This is a genomic window from Acinetobacter sp. A47 (assembly GCF_000805455.1).
Taxonomy (GTDB): Bacteria; Pseudomonadota; Gammaproteobacteria; order Pseudomonadales; family Moraxellaceae; genus Acinetobacter.
The window spans coordinates 132,262-147,345 of record NZ_JSUS01000009.1 but is presented as its reverse complement, the minus strand read 5'-3'; the positions used below and the strand labels follow the sequence as shown (position 1 = coordinate 147,345).

The window sequence follows — 15,084 nt, the reverse complement described above, 5'->3', positions numbered from 1 at the left end:
ATTCTAATATGAAGTACTTTATGAGAAATCCTTATCAACGCAAGGCTGCGTCGAAATCTCAAGCAACCCCCGCCAGTTCTTCGCTCAAAGATAGCTATCGCCAGTTTATCCAGAACATTATTATGCAGCGTCACGTGATTGCGCTTTATCATGATGGCTGGGCATTATGCTCGACACCTTCAGGCCAGCACGCCTTATCGGTGTGGCAAAACAAAAGTCTGGCAAAATTGCTGATTAAAGACAATTGGGCACAATACGAAATTCAGGAAGTACCGTTATTGGCTTTTATCGAGAAGATGATTCCATTTCTAAAAGAAAATAACACGATTTTATCGCTGGACTTGACACCGGAGGGGAATAACCTGCTGGTTACTCCCGATGCTTTATTATTGGATATCAAGAATTTTTTATATCAGATTTATTTACAGCGTCCGGATGTATTTGCAGAGTTAAAACTTCCCTTACCACGCGATATCCGTCTGCATAACCCTGCCTCATCCTGAAGCCGGATGTGCTGATCAGTACTCCTTGAGTAGCCAGCCACTGACATAAGCAAAATATTCTCTTAACCAGGCATTATAGCGGGTGGATAAGGGCGTGCTGGCCCCGAGCAGGGTGATATTGCGGTAACCCTGTTTTTGGGCAATTGCTGCGGCTCTTAGGGTATGGAAATCACTGGTCACAATGGCAATTGGTTGCTGGAGATTAATCTGTTGTGCGGCCAGTAGGGGCTGGCTGTTCTTGAGGTTGAGTTCAGTGCTGGTGCTCTTATCTTCCAGAATCACCCGTGTTGCAGGAATGTTATATTGCTTGTGCAGGTAACGGGCCATGACGACAGCTTCACTTTCGGTTTCACCATAATCTATGCCGCCTGTCAGCACCAGTTTTGCATCAGGTTGTGCTAGTGCGATAGGAGCCGCACGGTCCAGACGTTTGGCCAGCGTCGCAGAAGGTTGGCCATTTTCGACGCCACTGCCCAGCACAATAATGGCTTTTACCGGGGGTACCTGTTGTGTTTTTGCATTATTATCAGCCAGATAGTTAAAGAAATAGCCTAAGCTGACTAACCATGCCCAGAAACACAGCCAGCCAAAGCGCCAGATGGAATGGAGCCGGAAATGATAGAAAAAGAAACGTTCAACGTGATAATAGAAATAAGCATAGAAATAGAAAAATAATCCAAGCAGGAGCGGGAGGACTGTGCCGATATGAATTTTTTTAAAGGCGATGAGAATGGCGCCATCTAAAAATAAAACCGAACCAATAAACGCTAAAAAAATACGAATCCATGAACTTATTTGCATAATCTTGATTTTGACGATATGAACCGCGCTAAGTGTATGCAAATTTGCAAGAAAGGCAAATTCTCCGATTGTCTTAACACAATAAAAAAACGGGTGACAGGCACCCGTTTTTTTAAAAGGTAAACTTAGTAAACGTCGCGGCGATAACGGCTTGCTTGACGTAGTTCATCCAGGGTGGATGCACCGAGGATGTCGGTCAGGGCCTGATCGACACCTGAAGCCATGCCTTCAATGCTACCGCAGACATAAATCACCGCACCTTGCCCGACCCATTTCACTAGCTCGTCGGCATTGCGACGTAAAATATCCTGTACATAGATACGTTGTTGTTGATCACGAGAGAAGGCCAGATCCAGTCGTTGCAATGTGCCCATATTCAGCCAGGCCTGAATGGTTTCCTGATAGAAGAAATCATGCTCGCGCTGGCGTTCGCCAAAGATCAGCCAGTTAGCGGTGTAATTTTGACGGTTACGCTGCTGTAACAGGCTCATTAGGCCGGCAATACCGGTACCGTTACCAATACAGATGATTGGGCGGTTATCATCAATCAGATGGAAGGATTCATTGGTACGGATGCGTAATGCAACTGCCTGTTTGAGCTGGGCATGCTCGGTTAACCAGCCTGAACCCAGACCGAGCTGGTTGTTCTGGTCATGGTGTTGACGCACCACCAGACGCAACATTTGCTGTGAAGGGATGCTGGCAATTGAATACTCACGGGTTGGCAGGGCCGGAAGCTGGGCCAGTAACTCTTCCAGGCTATTGAAAGGTTGAGTTTCAACACGCAGGTTTTTATCCCACAGTACCTGTTCAACCGTCTGATTGAGCGATTGCACAACAGTGCGTGCTGCAATCTGGTGTTTAGCTAAAAAGTTCTGGATTTCTGTCTGGCTATTTGCTGGCTGTATCTCGGCAATATCGCCTGCATGCCAGGTCATATCGGCCGTTGTGGTCAGTTCAATATTATAGGCTGCCTGACCCAGACTACCCGGATTTAGCAGGGTACGTGCATTCAATTGCCATTGATCGAAAACTTTCTCGATATTCATGGCATGCAGTACCTGCCGGGTCACGACTGAAAGGGCTTGGTTCCAGCGCTGGATATCATGGGCACTGGCGTTATCTACTTCGATGAGATCAAACAGCGGCTGTGCCTGACATTGTTTTAACCAGGCATCAACGGCATAGCCAAAGCTGCAATAACTGTCTGGATATTCTTTTGAACCTAAAGCCAGTACAGCATATTGCATCTGGCTAAGATCAAGCTTGTGCTGCATCAGTTTCTTGCTAAAACCTGAGGCCAGATCTGGTGCTTCGCCGGTTCCATAGGTACTGATCACAAATAAAACCTGTGGAGCCTGTTGCAGGTCCTGTTCAGTCAGCTGCTGGATCGGTTTTACTGTGGTCGGTTGCTGTGCTTCTTGCAAGCTGGTTGCTGTACGCCACGCCAGTTGCTCTGCCACACCGGTTTGAGAGGCGTAGGTAATCAGCCAGGGTTGAGCGTTTGGATCAAGCGGTTGCGTGCTGAGAGATTGGCGTGCGGCTTGGGTCAGTTTCTTCTGTTTACGACGTTTTAAATACAACATCCAGCCCGTAATGAAAAACAGCGGCATAGCCAGGGAGGCCAGCATGGCAATAAATTGATAGGTCGAACCAAAGAAACTGCCCCGATGTACAGGCAGCATGCTGCTCATGATTTTTTCATTGAGCTTTTTATCTTCATACAGCTCCAGTTTTTCAAACTGTTGCGCCTGATAGTTATAGACGGCCTGATTACGTGCGCGTTCATGTTGCGGAATCGCATCGACAAAAGACACTTCAACTTTGGCATCATCACGTTTTGGAATATTTAAGGTCAGGGTAGAATATTCACGTCCGATTTGAGCATTGACGCCAGTCCAGCTCTGGGTCAGGATGCTATTGACCTGCTCGCTTGATAAAGCCTGTTGTTTATGCTTTTTATTTCCAGATTCATTATGCTGTTGGTTACGTTGTGGCTGTTCAACACCCATGACCTTGAACATGCCGGCACGCCACCAGTCATAGGACCAGTATAGGCCTGTGCAGGCGAACAGCAGGTAAAAAACCGCCACCCAGGTGCCCACTACGGCATGCAAATCCCAGATAAAATTACGGCCTTTTAACTTGGGTTTAATGAACAACCATTGTTTAAAAGTATGCTTTTTGGGAAAGCGTAAATAGAGCCCACTCAATACAAAGAAAATCAGCATCAGGGTCGAGGCGCCAGTAATCTGGGCACCAAATTCACCTGCAGTCAGATTACGGTGTAAACGCTGAATAAATTGCAACGTATCACGGCCTTTAATTTCAGGTAACACTTCTGCCGTGTACGGGTTGACCATCATGTTATAACCACGACGTGCACCTTCTTTTTTGATATTGACGGTGGAAGATGCAGCCGGGTCGGAAGCGATGGTAATGCTGTTAATTTCGATTTCTGGTTGTTGTTGGCTGAAATGCTGGTAGAGCTCGGCAGGGGTGAGTTTCGGAGTCTGGGCGACTTCGACTACATAGCTGTCCTGATTGATCCACTTTAGAATTTGTGGCTCATAAGAATAAATCGCCCCAGTCACTCCCATGAGAGAGAGAATCAGCCCCGCAGTGATCCCTAAAAACCAGTGAATCTGGAAGAAAACTTTTTTAAACATGGTCAAAAAATGTAAATAGAGTGGAATTCATGTAAAAAATTATAACTCAAGAATAAGAATATAATGTGGATTTTGCAGGTAATATTGATTTTGATTCTCATTTATTTTAATGGGGTTAAAAAAACCTCTCATGGCGAGAGGTTTTTCAAAGCAGGATGTTAAATTGATTTAGGGGCGCCTACAGTTTCAGTCAGATGCTTACGAACGGTGTTGAAAGAAAAGTTCTTTGAATCCATACGTTTTGGCAAGATATAAGCCCCTTGCTGTTCTTCACCTTTAGGCGTTTTTACCTTGAAATTTACAAGGATGAAATCTGGTGAGTTGTACCATTCATAGATATCTTTCCAGCCAATGGTTGCCGTACCTTCTTGCAGCCCCATTTTTTGGCGCATGACGATGCCATGCGGTTGTACACCTAAGCGTAAACCCTTAATTTCCTGAACAGGGAATTCGTTCATTTTACGTTTAACATACCATTCCAGTCCAAATTTCTTGACCAGATAAAAAAGAACCACACTCACGATCACTACCCAGCAAATCACGGTTGAGTAGGTGGAGTAATATTTGATAAGTCCTGCTGCAACTAAAGAAAGCACCACGAGTGCAATCATGATCATCCATGCTTTGCGGCTGAATTTGTTGGTACTACGCCAAATCATAAGTTGAGCTTGACGTTGTTCAGCTTCGGAAACTTCGTAAGGAACAGGTTGTAGCGTATAAGCGTATAGCGTTTTGGCGGTCATAGTGTAAAAAATGAGTCTAGAACTGGGTTAAGTTTAACACCTATTGGCAGGCAAAGATATTATGCCAATGGCGAATCGTTACAGTGATGCATATTCTGTGCCGTCTTCATTCGGTTCATGGCTCAGGCTCTGTTTCAGCATGCTGAGGCGGGTCAATACTCCCAGCATTAAAGACAGTTGTTGCAAGATAATCAGCGACTTCTGCTCGCTGTCTTCATTGCGGCTCAAACGCTCCCGGATCGCCTGCATCATATTCTGTGCAGATAGGTCGGGAACTTCATCCCTGAGTAATGCCCCCTGAATGTCATCCAGTGCCTGATCCAGCAAGCTGAGCACTTCCTGATCCTGTAGTTGCTCACGATGTGCACCCAAGGCAGCAATATAGCTTAAAAAGGTATGGCTCAGGCATAAAAACTCGAAAGCCAGACTTTTCCGGTTGGCATCGATATTGGGTTCGGTGGCAATGGTCGAGATCAGCGAAGCCACTTCTGCATCGGTATTATGGGCAGCACGGCGTACCACACGATAATTCAGGGCATTATTACGGCCATGATGATATTGCGCGACCACTTCGCTCAGGTATTTACATTGAGCCTGTAAAGAACGTCGGATCGAACGGGGGAGTCTGCGGAACTTCCAGTCTGGCCAGATAAAGCTCACGCCGAACCAGGCCAGCGCACAGCCGATCACGGTATCAATAAAGCGCGGCAAACCTGCTGCAAAGGCCGAACCATCCAGATTGAAGTTGATTAAGGCCAGTATGGTAATAAAAGCCGTGGCTTGCGCATACTGTTTGCTGCGCAGCTCCAGAAACAGCACACCACTGAGTATCAGCATCACCAGCTGTCCTTCAATTGAAGGAATAAAATAGATGATGGCCAGGCCAACAATGATCCCGACCAGAGTACCGACAATACGCAGATACAGACGCCGCTTGGTGGCATTAAAATTCGGCTGGCAAACAAACAGGGCCGTTAGCATAATCCAGTAGCCGTATGCGATATCTGTCATCTGGATAAACACATAGCCAATAAACAGGACAATGGACAAGCGAACGGCATGCCGGAACAGGACCGATTCCGGGGTGAGGTGTTGTTTAACCCGAACCATAATATCGTTCCAGCCCTTGAGGTCATCATCTTTCAGCTGGCTTTCTGCGTGCTGGGCATTGATCTTTTGCAGGTTACGTTCGGTTTCCAGATTTTGTAACTGGGCATCAATGGATTTCAGGTTCTGATACAGCGCAAACAGGGCATTAATCCGAACCTGGTCATAATGGCCATCTTCCCGCAGCTTTTCCAGCGAAGCCCGTAAATTTTCAAAGCTGTGCTTGAAGCGTTTGTTATGTACATAACGGGTGCGGCTTACAATCGACTGGGCCAGATCCTGACAGGCCTTGCCCTGAATCGACAGGATACGCTGGAAACGGAACAGGATGTCACTATGCTGGAATACTTTGGCCAGTTTCTGATAGTCGATATGTGCCGAATCTGCCCGTTCGTGAATATCCTGTGCCACAAAATAATATTGCAGGCTGCGCCGGGTATCCTTCTGTCCGCGGTCTCCTTTGAGGCGGGTCAGTAAGGACATGCGCAACTCGTTAAAGATTGCCACCAGCTTGCCATTTTCCATGGCAATATCAATCATGCTCTGTTGATAGCTGGAAGGCGTCATGTCGACATCGAACAGGTTGGACTTGGCAAACAGGAAGCTGCCTAAGGCCGAGTAGGAGGCAGAAAGCTGATCGCGGACTTTACGTACCGGAAACAGCAGGAAACTGATGGTGGAAAGTAAGCCATACCAGGCTGCACCTGCGACCAGGAGAGCCGGCTGAACATACCACTGCTCAAATAAATGCACCCCCAGCATGGTATAGACAGAGGTCACCAGACAGCCATAAGCAATGGTGGCATAACGCCGGCCGAGTGAGCCGAGCAAGATCCAGCCGATACATGAGGCGATCAGTCCAATTGCGAAGGCAACCGGGTAGGGAAATAACAGCTGAACCGAAGCAGCGGTAATAAAAAAACCGATATAGGTATAAATCAGATTCATGATCCGCACAGAAAAGCGGTCATCAATATCACTAATCGCTGCTGCAACCACCCCCAGGGTCAGGGGAATTGTTGCCAGTTGATAATCGAGTAAATAAGGAACAAATGCTGTTCCGGTAAAAGCGATCAGCATGCGCACGTTATACATTAACGTGGTGTTATAGGTTGTTTGTTTTAAACGTCCGAACCAGGGATTCAAGGGGTATCCTTCTTGTATTCTGCAATGGAATTTTCATCTGGCTGTGAACATGGATAGGCTGCTCGCAGACGTTAATATTATGCACAAATCTGGTGGGGATGCTAAGCTTAGAATATTCCAAAATTTGTTAAAGTGGGGCAGTATGCAGGCCGGGCAAACCAATCAACGTCAATATTCAACAGCATGGATTATGTTGCTTGCCTTGTTAACTGCGTTAGGGCCGTTATCGATTGATATGTACTTGCCAGCCCTGCCGCAAATGGCAGACGAGTTTGGGGTAAGTACGCAAATGATTGCCAATACCTTGCCTGCCTACTTTCTTGGGCTGGCTATGGGGCAACTGATTTATGGCCCGGTAAGCGACCGGATTGGACGTAAAACGCCCCTGTACTTTGGCCTGGCACTGTATGCCATGGCCAGTCTGGCCTGTGTGTTTGCAAGCAGCGAGTGGGCCTTGATCGCAGCACGTATTTTTCAGGCGCTCGGAGGATGTGTTGGCGTGGTGATCGCACGTGCTGCAATTCGTGACCGTCTGGACATGCAGGGATCTGCACAGGCATTTTCCAGCATGATGATTGTCATGGGGCTGGCACCGATTCTGGCGCCGATGTTTGGAGCATGGATTCTTAATTTCTTCCGCTGGCAGGCGATCTTTGTCACCCTGGCAATGATCGGGGTTATATGCTGGCTCTGTGTGCACTTCTTTTTTAAAGAATCCTTGCCTGCCGAGCGCCGCTTGAAGTTATCGGTCTATCAGGTCACGACCTTATATGCAGCCATCTTGAAAGATGAGAGTTTTCGCATCCCCATGTTTGCAGGCTGTTTAACGGGGGCAGCCCTGTTCTGCTATATCAGTTCGGCTTCCGCCGTTTTTATGGGGCAGTATGGTTTATCCCAGCAACACTTCTCTTATGCCTTTGCCTTGAATGCCGCAGGCATCATGCTGATGTCTTCGGTTAACAAACACCTAAATACCCGTATGGGCGTGTACCAGCGCTTAAAGCTGGGCGGATCAATCCAGTGTCTGGGGGCATTGATTGTACTGGGTGCAGGCTTGATGGCAGATGCGCCTCTAACCTTACTAATGCCAGGCTTGTTTTTGGTCGTCTCCGGGATTGGTCTGACCGGGCCAAATGCAATGGCGCTAGCGATGTCAAAACAGGGCGCACGTGCCGGAACGGCGAGTGCCATCATGGGAAGCATGCAGTTTGCCTGTGGTTTGCTGGCCGGGATTATCCTGAATTTTCTGGTCTGGAAAGCCTCACTCAACATGGGCTTGATGATGCTGCTGTTTACCAGTGCCGGCTTTATTGCCATCTTGAAAGTCGGTAAATTGCAAGGCAGTACCTCTGGCTAAAGAGGTACTGCAATATCTCGGCTACTTTAATCTAAAAACACGGTGAAGTTCTCAACCGGCTCGCGGGGCGTAATGAACGTGTTGACAATATGGTCAGGGTCGGCATAGCCCAGTGCAATGGTACATACCAGCTCTTCATCTTCCGGTGCGCCCAGTATATCCAGTACGATCGGGTGAAAATGATTCCATGCTGCTTGCGGGCAAGTATCCAGTCCGCGTGCCTTGGCCGCGATCATGACATTCTGCAACATCATGGAAATATCCATTTTTGAACCGATGCCCATGGCTTTATTTACAGTAAAGTACAGCCCCACAGGTGCATCGAATAACTGGAAGTTGCGCAATTGCTGCGCTGCCATTTTTTCTTTTTCACCTTTCTGGATGCCTAGCAGGCCATAAAGTCCCCAGCCATTGGCACGGCGGCGATCGATAAAGGGCGAAATCCAGGTCTGGGGATAATAAGCAAAGGTTTCTTGATATTGGGCAGCCAGTTCCGGTTTTTGCAAGAGTTCAATTTGCGCTGCACACACACGTTCAATCATTTCTGCACGTTTTTTGCCTGTCACTACATAGACTTTCCATGGCTGGACATTGGTTCCGGAAGGAGCACGGCTTGCCACGGTCAAGATATCCTTAATGGTCTGGGGGTCAACCGGGGTATCTAAAAATGCACGTACCGAATGCCGGGAAGTGATTGCCTCATCTACATGGCGGACTTGTTCCATGTTCATAAAACACCTCATCATTTTGGTTTTTTCATGGCAGAAGACTATAAAGCAATAAATATTTTTTGTTGGCGGTTTTTGCGGTATAAATAATGTGGCGGCTAAAAAACATGCAGGCAAATAAGTGGATGAGCAGCAATTGTTGCGGGTTTTCTATATTTTGTTTGGTTTGTGTGAGAAATAATTCTATAAGTAACATAATGAAATCGAAATAATATTTATGGCAGCCTGTAGAATTCGAATAAACTCTTTAAGTAAAAAGTACACACAATATCCGAAATTTATGCATAATACGCCCTTTTTAAAATTGATTAGGCTTTCCTTACTGATTGGGTGAGGGGGAATTTTCTATTTGCAGACTGTTTGAATTTACCCAATTCATCGTCTGTGGGAAATGTTGAAATATACACCATATACAAGGAGCTTCTCATGAGTTTATCTCTCATCCGTAAGCCGTTCGTAATGCAAGGACTGGCAATCACTGTTGCAGCCTTAATGATGAACAGTACACATGCTGCCAGCGAGCAAGAACAGATTCAGCAACTTCGCGATGAAGTCAAGGAATTAAGAGCGTTATTACAGCAGTATGTTCCCCAAGCAAAACAACAAAATGAACCAACACAAGTTAGCGTAGCGCCTGCTGCGACAGCTGTTACAACACAAAATCAGAATACACCGGTTGTAGCTGCTGCGACTCCAAAAAAATCTCCACTGAGCTTTAGTACCGCTTCTGGTGCAGAAGTAAAACTATACGGTTTCGTGCGTGGCGATGCTTCCTACCAGTCCAAAGGTGGGGATGGCATTTTCAACCGGATCAACAAGGTTGATCTGGAAGGGGCTGAAAAAAACAGTGACCGTTTTTATAGCACTGCTGCCACAACCCGTCTGGGGCTTGATTTTAAGGCACCTGTTGAAGGGGCAGATGTTGGCGGGAAGCTGGAAGTAGACTTCCGTGGCGGTAGCAGCAATGACACCATCCGTATCCGTCATGCCTACCTGACCTTCAATGACTGGTTATTTGGTCAAACCACATCAACCTTCCTGGCGACAGACTTGCAACCGGAAATGCTCGACTTTAACTCTCCTCTGGGAATCGGCACCTACCGTACCCCAATGGTACGTTATAGTGGCAAGTTCACTCCTGAGACCAGTTATGCCGTCGCTCTGGAAAAGGGCAATGACGATAACCGTACCCCGGCCTTAACCTCAAAATTGAAATATGATTTTGCAGAAGGCAAGGGCACCACTTCGGCACGTGCCTTGTTGACTGAAGCACGTAGCAAAGCAACCTATGATAAGGACAATAACCGCGTCCATTCTGGCGAGGCTGAACTTGGCTGGGGTGTTGCTGTTGGTGCAAAATACAAATTTACGGATGCATTACAGGCCATGATTGACTATTCGCATGTCAAAGGCGATAGTAAGTTCCTGTTGTATACCAACAATGCATTTAATGTGAATCCAACGAATTTTGATTTAAATCTCAATGAGTTTGATGCATTTACAGTAGGCACAACCTATCAGATTAGCCCGAAATTGCGCAGTACCCTGGCTTATGGTGCAATGTTTGCAGATGATAGCAATGACTTTGCCAAGCAGGCGGTCATTGCCAAAGACACTGCCCAGAATAAAACCTTGCAACAAGGCTGGTGGAATATCATGTATTCACCGGTAACCCCGGTAACGTTTGGCCTGGAGTATATCTATGGTGAACGTAAAACCTTTGACGGGCAAAAGGGTACAGATAATCGTGTAGGGGCAATGGCCCGCTATAACTTCTAAGCCATCTATCCTGTAGGTGAAAATCATCCGTGAAAACCGAATCGGTGATACCGGCATGGGTTCTGACATAGAACTGTATGCTTTTTATAAAGCTGATTGAGTTTTCACTCATTTTGAGAGTTACTATTTTAGCAGTTCCGGTGACGGGTCAAGCCATCAAACGGACTGCTAAAGTAAACGGAAGAAGATATGGAATTTACTTTTAATGGTTTTTATACCCTGATTTCGGCGGTTATCGTCTTGTTATTAGGGCGTTTGCTCGTTAATAAAATCGACTTTCTAAAACGCTATAACATTCCCGAACCTGTCGCTGGCGGTCTGGTTGCTGCGGTGGTCTCCCTGCTGGTGCATTCACTGTGGGGCTATAGCATTGTTTTTAGTAGCGAGCTACAAACCAGTTTTATGTTGATCTTCTTTGCTTCGATTGGTTTAAGCGCCAATTTTATGAAGTTGAAGGAAGGTGGTATCGGGTTGGTGATCTTCCTGATCTGTGTGGCATCCTTTATCGTGGTTCAGAATGCGGTCGGCATGAGTCTGGCGACGATGCTCGGCATCGATCCGCTGGTTGGCCTGATTGCAGGTTCGATCACACTGACTGGTGGTCACGGTACCGCAGGTGCGTGGGGTGAGATTCTTGAATCTCAACACGGCATTCAGGGTGCGTTAGCGCTGGGTATGGCAAGTGCTACCTTTGGTCTGATCATCGGTGGTATTATCGGTGGACCATTGGCAAAACTGCTGATTAACCGTTACAGTCTTGCACAGGCACAGACACCGGCCGAGATCAAGAATCGCGATACACATCTGGATCAGCATCCTGATGAACTGGCGCCATTTGAAAATCCGCATCAAGTCCGTTTAATCACTGCTGATAATGCCATTACCACTTTAGGTATGTTTGCTGCCTGTCTTGCCTTTGCAGAGTTCATGACCGGTTACAGTAAAGGCACCTGGTTCGAGTTACCGACATTTGTATGGGCACTCGGTGGTGGTGTCATCCTGCGTAATATTCTGGAAAGCGTATTAAAGGTCGATATCTTTGACCGTGCGATTGATGTTTTCGGTAACGCTTCATTGTCGCTTTATCTGGCTATGGCCCTGCTTTCACTGAAATTATGGCAACTGGCAGATCTGGCTGGTCCATTGGTCGTCATTTTGGGTGCGCAAACCATTACGATGGCTTTGTATGCAGCATTTGTGACTTTCCGTGTCATGGGTAAAAACTACGATGCCGCTGTTCTGGCAGCAGGTCATTGTGGTTTCGGTATGGGGGCAACACCAACTGCGGTTGCCAACATGCAGGCAATTACCAATATGTATGGACCATCGCATAAAGCGTTCCTGATTGTTCCGCTTTGTGGTGCGTTCTTCGTTGATTTAATTAACGCAACAGTAATTCAATTAATTTTGAAATTCTTTGCCTAAGTCGGATCAAAAGCCCCACGCGGGGCTTTTTTGATTCATCCATTGTTATCGTATATGCACGGATGTGCATAAAATATTTAAAAGCGAATAAGTGATGAATGAAAAATTAAATGACACCCTGATGGCTTGGGTAAGTTTTTTTAATGATCCTTTATGGGACTTCCTCGTTATTTTCCTGCTCGCTGTAGGGATTTTCTATACGATCGCGACGAAAGCCGTTCAGATTAGAATGTTCTTCCACAGTATCAAGGTAATGAAGGGCAGCCGTAAAGGTGAGAAAGATACACACGGGCTTACTCCCTTTCAGGCCTTTGTTACCGGTCTGGCCAGTCGTGTCGGGGTCGGTAATATTGCCGGTGTTGCAATCGCCATTGCGATTGGCGGGCCTGGCGCAGTATTCTGGATGTGGTTTACTGCATTGCTGGGGATGAGTTCGGCTTTTATTGAGTCTTCGCTTGCTCAGTTATTTAAAGTCAGAGACAGTAATAGCAAGCAGTTTCGGGGTGGACCGGCTTACTATATTACTCAAGGCTTACGTAGCAAAACCTTTGGTGTGATCTTTGCGCTTGCCTTGATCTTTACCTATGGTTTTGTATTCAACTCGGTTCAGATCAATGCCATTGCCAATGCCTCTTCACATGCATGGGGTTGGGACAAGGCCAATCTGGTAGCCCATCTGGGTGGCGTTGATCTGGTCATCTCGTGGGTGGGTCTGGCCCTTGTTGTTTTAGTTGCACTGGCTATCTTTGGCGGGATCAAACGTATTGCCAAGTTTGCAGAAATGTTTGTACCGTTAAAAGCCGGTTTATATTTAGCGGTTGCTTTATACATTGCGCTCAGCAACTACGAACTTTTACCGGGCATCTTTAAGCTGATCTTCACTGAAGCATTCCAGTTTAATGCCGCTGCCGGTGGTTTCTTCGGTGCCATGATTTCCATGGCGATGATGCAGGGGATCAAGCGTGGCCTGTTCTCGAACGAGGCCGGTATGGGTTCTGCTCCGAATGCTGCGGCAGCCTCTGATGTAAAACATCCTGTGAATCAGGGGTTGGTACAAATGCTGGGTGTATTCGTTGATACCTTCATTGTATGTACCAGTACCGCGATGATTATCCTGATCTCTGGTGTGTACCACGATGCAGGCTTTGTCGGCGTTGAGTTGACCCAGCGTGCCCTGGAGTCTCAGGTCGGCAGCTGGGGTGGTGACTTCCTGGCGATTCTGTTATTCCTGTTCTGTTATTCAGCTGTATTGGGTAACTATGCCTATGCCGAGAGTAATGTACAGTTCATCAATAACAATCCAAAAGTCATGTTTGTATTCCGTGTCTTTGTGTTGGTCATGGTGTACTTCGGTGCAATCGGTAGCGTTCCGCTGGTATGGTCGATGGCTGACCTGTTCATGGGGATCATGGCAACCATTAACCTGGTCGCAATCTTACTGTTAACGCCAATGGCGCGTACCTTGTTGAAAGACTATACTGCACAGTTGAAGAAAGGCGTAAAAGAGCCTGAGTTCAAGATTGATCAATATCCGGAACTGAAGAAGAAAGTAGGTTCTGATATCTGGTAATCGGTATTGGTCAGTGCGTAAATGAATGAAGAGCCCCTTGCGAGGGGCTTTTTTTATGACATCCAAATGACAAATGCAAAAAAACTGCTACATCTTTTCATTTTTTCCAGCGCTAAAATCCGGTACAGCAAACACAGACAATAATATGAACATGGCAACACTGCGTATGAAACAGCTTAAATTATGGATGCTTGGCCTTTCAATGATGTGTCTGGCGGGTTGTCAGAGCACAGCTCACCTCAGTCCTGTGGTTGAAGATGCACGGGCTCAGGCTGTATCGCAACCGTTTTCCTATATCAAGCAGCAACAGAAACGGCCGGTAGTGGCACTGGTACTGGGCAGTGGTGGAGCGCGGGGCTATGCCCATATTGGGGTGATTGAGGTACTGGAACAGCAGGGCATTCGTCCCGACTTTATTGTGGGAACCAGTGCCGGCAGTATTGTCGGTTCTATTTATGCCAGCGGTAAAAGTGCTGCCGAGCTGCGTGATATTGCGCTCAAGTTAAAAGCCAATGACGTCCGGGATGTCAATGTCAGCTTAAAGGGCTTTTTTGATGGAAAGAAGGTTGAAGACTATATCAACCAGCAAGTTCACAATACGCCGTTACAAAAGCTGAAAATTCCGATGTATGTGGTGGCCACCGAACTCCGGGATGGCAGCAGAACGGTTTTTAACTATGGCAATACCGGTCAGGCCGTGCGCGCTTCTGCCTCAATTCCCAGCATGTTTGTACCGACCAAAATTCATGAGGTCGAATATGTCGATGGCGGGCTGGTGAGTCCGGTACCGGTACAGGTTGCTCGTGAGTTAGGGGCAGATGTGGTGATTGCGGTGGATATTCTGGCCCAGCCGATCCACACCGAAACCTCCAATGTCTGGGGGCTGTTTAACCAGAATATTAATATTATGCAGGGGCGTCTGGCTGAAGAGGAACTAAAACAGGCCGATATTGTGATTCAACCTGACCTTCGCGAAAAAGCACATATTTTTGATGTAAAAGGCCGGGAGTCAACCATGCAGGCTGGAATTGAGGCTGCTCAAGCAAAACTGGCAGAGATCCAGTGGGCAATCCAGCGTAAAACAGATGCATCTCCCCCTGAGCAACAAGATATGGCGGTACAACAGCATGCTGCATTGCCCAGATAACCATCGCTGGCTGGCTGAGTGAGATTTATACTGAGCCAGTCTGGTAATCATTAGTGTTCTGAGAGATAAATATTCTACAAAAAACTATTAAAACCAGCAGAAAAATAGT

11 protein-coding genes are annotated in these 15,084 nt (G+C 46.9%); 6 read left to right on the top strand and 5 right to left on the bottom strand.

Annotated features, from left to right (window positions below; genetic code table 11):
• The first annotated feature begins 20 nt into the window (after positions 1 to 20).
• Positions 21 to 503 (top strand): DUF2750 domain-containing protein, encoded by a 483-nt coding sequence (locus OC23_RS03550; RefSeq protein ID WP_038342859.1) that lies wholly within the window; start codon positions 21 to 23, stop codon positions 501 to 503.
• A 15-nt stretch (positions 504 to 518) separates the two neighbouring features.
• Here the strand turns inward: OC23_RS03550 and OC23_RS03545 are convergent, their stop codons facing one another.
• From OC23_RS03545 to yccS, 4 genes are all read right to left on the bottom strand, one after another.
• Positions 519 to 1,304, bottom strand: a complete 786-nt coding sequence (locus OC23_RS03545; RefSeq protein ID WP_038342856.1) for a YdcF family protein — start codon at positions 1,302 to 1,304, stop codon at positions 519 to 521.
• 125 nt (positions 1,305 to 1,429) lie between these two features.
• The gene (locus OC23_RS03540; protein ID WP_038342855.1) at positions 1,430 to 3,973 is read right to left on the bottom strand and encodes a PepSY domain-containing protein; all 2,544 of its coding nucleotides are present in this window, start codon (positions 3,971 to 3,973) and stop codon (positions 1,430 to 1,432) included.
• A gap of 158 nt (positions 3,974 to 4,131) precedes the next feature.
• A complete protein-coding gene (locus OC23_RS03535; RefSeq protein WP_038342854.1) occupies positions 4,132 to 4,716 on the bottom strand; it encodes a YcxB family protein in 585 nt (194 codons plus the stop codon).
• Between the two features lie 78 nt (positions 4,717 to 4,794).
• A complete protein-coding gene (gene yccS / locus OC23_RS03530) occupies positions 4,795 to 6,969 on the bottom strand; it encodes a YccS family putative transporter (protein WP_038342852.1) in 2,175 nt (724 codons plus the stop codon).
• A gap of 142 nt (positions 6,970 to 7,111) precedes the next feature.
• On the opposite strand from yccS, the gene OC23_RS03525 reads away from it, so the two are divergent.
• Complete coding sequence (locus OC23_RS03525) at positions 7,112 to 8,326, top strand: multidrug effflux MFS transporter (protein ID WP_038342851.1); 1,215 nt, start codon at positions 7,112 to 7,114, stop codon at positions 8,324 to 8,326.
• Between the two features lie 26 nt (positions 8,327 to 8,352).
• Here OC23_RS03525 and OC23_RS03520 read toward each other — a convergent pair whose 3' ends face one another.
• The gene (locus tag OC23_RS03520; RefSeq protein ID WP_038342850.1) at positions 8,353 to 9,057 is read right to left on the bottom strand and encodes a nitroreductase; all 705 of its coding nucleotides are present in this window, start codon (positions 9,055 to 9,057) and stop codon (positions 8,353 to 8,355) included.
• Positions 9,058 to 9,480: 423 nt separating this feature from the next.
• On the opposite strand from OC23_RS03520, the gene OC23_RS03515 reads away from it, so the two are divergent.
• The 4 genes from OC23_RS03515 (at position 9,481) to OC23_RS03500 (ending at position 14,975) form a co-directional block, all read left to right on the top strand.
• On the top strand, positions 9,481 to 10,833 hold the full coding sequence (locus OC23_RS03515) for a DcaP family trimeric outer membrane transporter (protein WP_038342849.1): 1,353 nt from the start codon (positions 9,481 to 9,483) through the stop codon (positions 10,831 to 10,833).
• A 189-nt stretch (positions 10,834 to 11,022) separates the two neighbouring features.
• Positions 11,023 to 12,258: a sodium/glutamate symporter gene (gltS, locus tag OC23_RS03510; protein WP_038342847.1), complete on the top strand. Its 1,236-nt coding sequence runs from the start codon at positions 11,023 to 11,025 to the stop codon at positions 12,256 to 12,258.
• A 94-nt stretch (positions 12,259 to 12,352) separates the two neighbouring features.
• On the top strand, positions 12,353 to 13,828 hold the full coding sequence (locus tag OC23_RS03505; RefSeq protein WP_038342845.1) for an alanine/glycine:cation symporter family protein: 1,476 nt from the start codon (positions 12,353 to 12,355) through the stop codon (positions 13,826 to 13,828).
• Between the two features lie 166 nt (positions 13,829 to 13,994).
• Positions 13,995 to 14,975 carry a patatin-like phospholipase family protein gene (locus OC23_RS03500; protein WP_038342923.1) on the top strand — a complete coding sequence of 327 codons (981 nt, stop codon included), beginning with the start codon at positions 13,995 to 13,997 and terminating at the stop codon, positions 14,973 to 14,975.
• The last annotated feature ends 109 nt before the right edge of the window (positions 14,976 to 15,084 follow it).

Coding starts and splice junctions, on each gene's coding strand:
- OC23_RS03550 (WP_038342859.1), top strand. CDS start 21: ATGAGAAATCCTTATCAACGCAAGGCTGCGTCGAAATCTCAAGCAACC.
- OC23_RS03545 (WP_038342856.1), bottom strand. CDS start 1,304: ATGCAAATAAGTTCATGGATTCGTATTTTTTTAGCGTTTATTGGTTCG.
- OC23_RS03540 (WP_038342855.1), bottom strand. CDS start 3,973: ATGTTTAAAAAAGTTTTCTTCCAGATTCACTGGTTTTTAGGGATCACT.
- OC23_RS03535 (WP_038342854.1), bottom strand. CDS start 4,716: ATGACCGCCAAAACGCTATACGCTTATACGCTACAACCTGTTCCTTAC.
- OC23_RS03525 (WP_038342851.1), top strand. CDS start 7,112: ATGCAGGCCGGGCAAACCAATCAACGTCAATATTCAACAGCATGGATT.
- OC23_RS03520 (WP_038342850.1), bottom strand. CDS start 9,057: ATGAACATGGAACAAGTCCGCCATGTAGATGAGGCAATCACTTCCCGG.
- OC23_RS03515 (WP_038342849.1), top strand. CDS start 9,481: ATGAGTTTATCTCTCATCCGTAAGCCGTTCGTAATGCAAGGACTGGCA.
- gltS (WP_038342847.1), top strand. CDS start 11,023: ATGGAATTTACTTTTAATGGTTTTTATACCCTGATTTCGGCGGTTATC.
- OC23_RS03505 (WP_038342845.1), top strand. CDS start 12,353: ATGAATGAAAAATTAAATGACACCCTGATGGCTTGGGTAAGTTTTTTT.
- OC23_RS03500 (WP_038342923.1), top strand. CDS start 13,995: ATGAAACAGCTTAAATTATGGATGCTTGGCCTTTCAATGATGTGTCTG.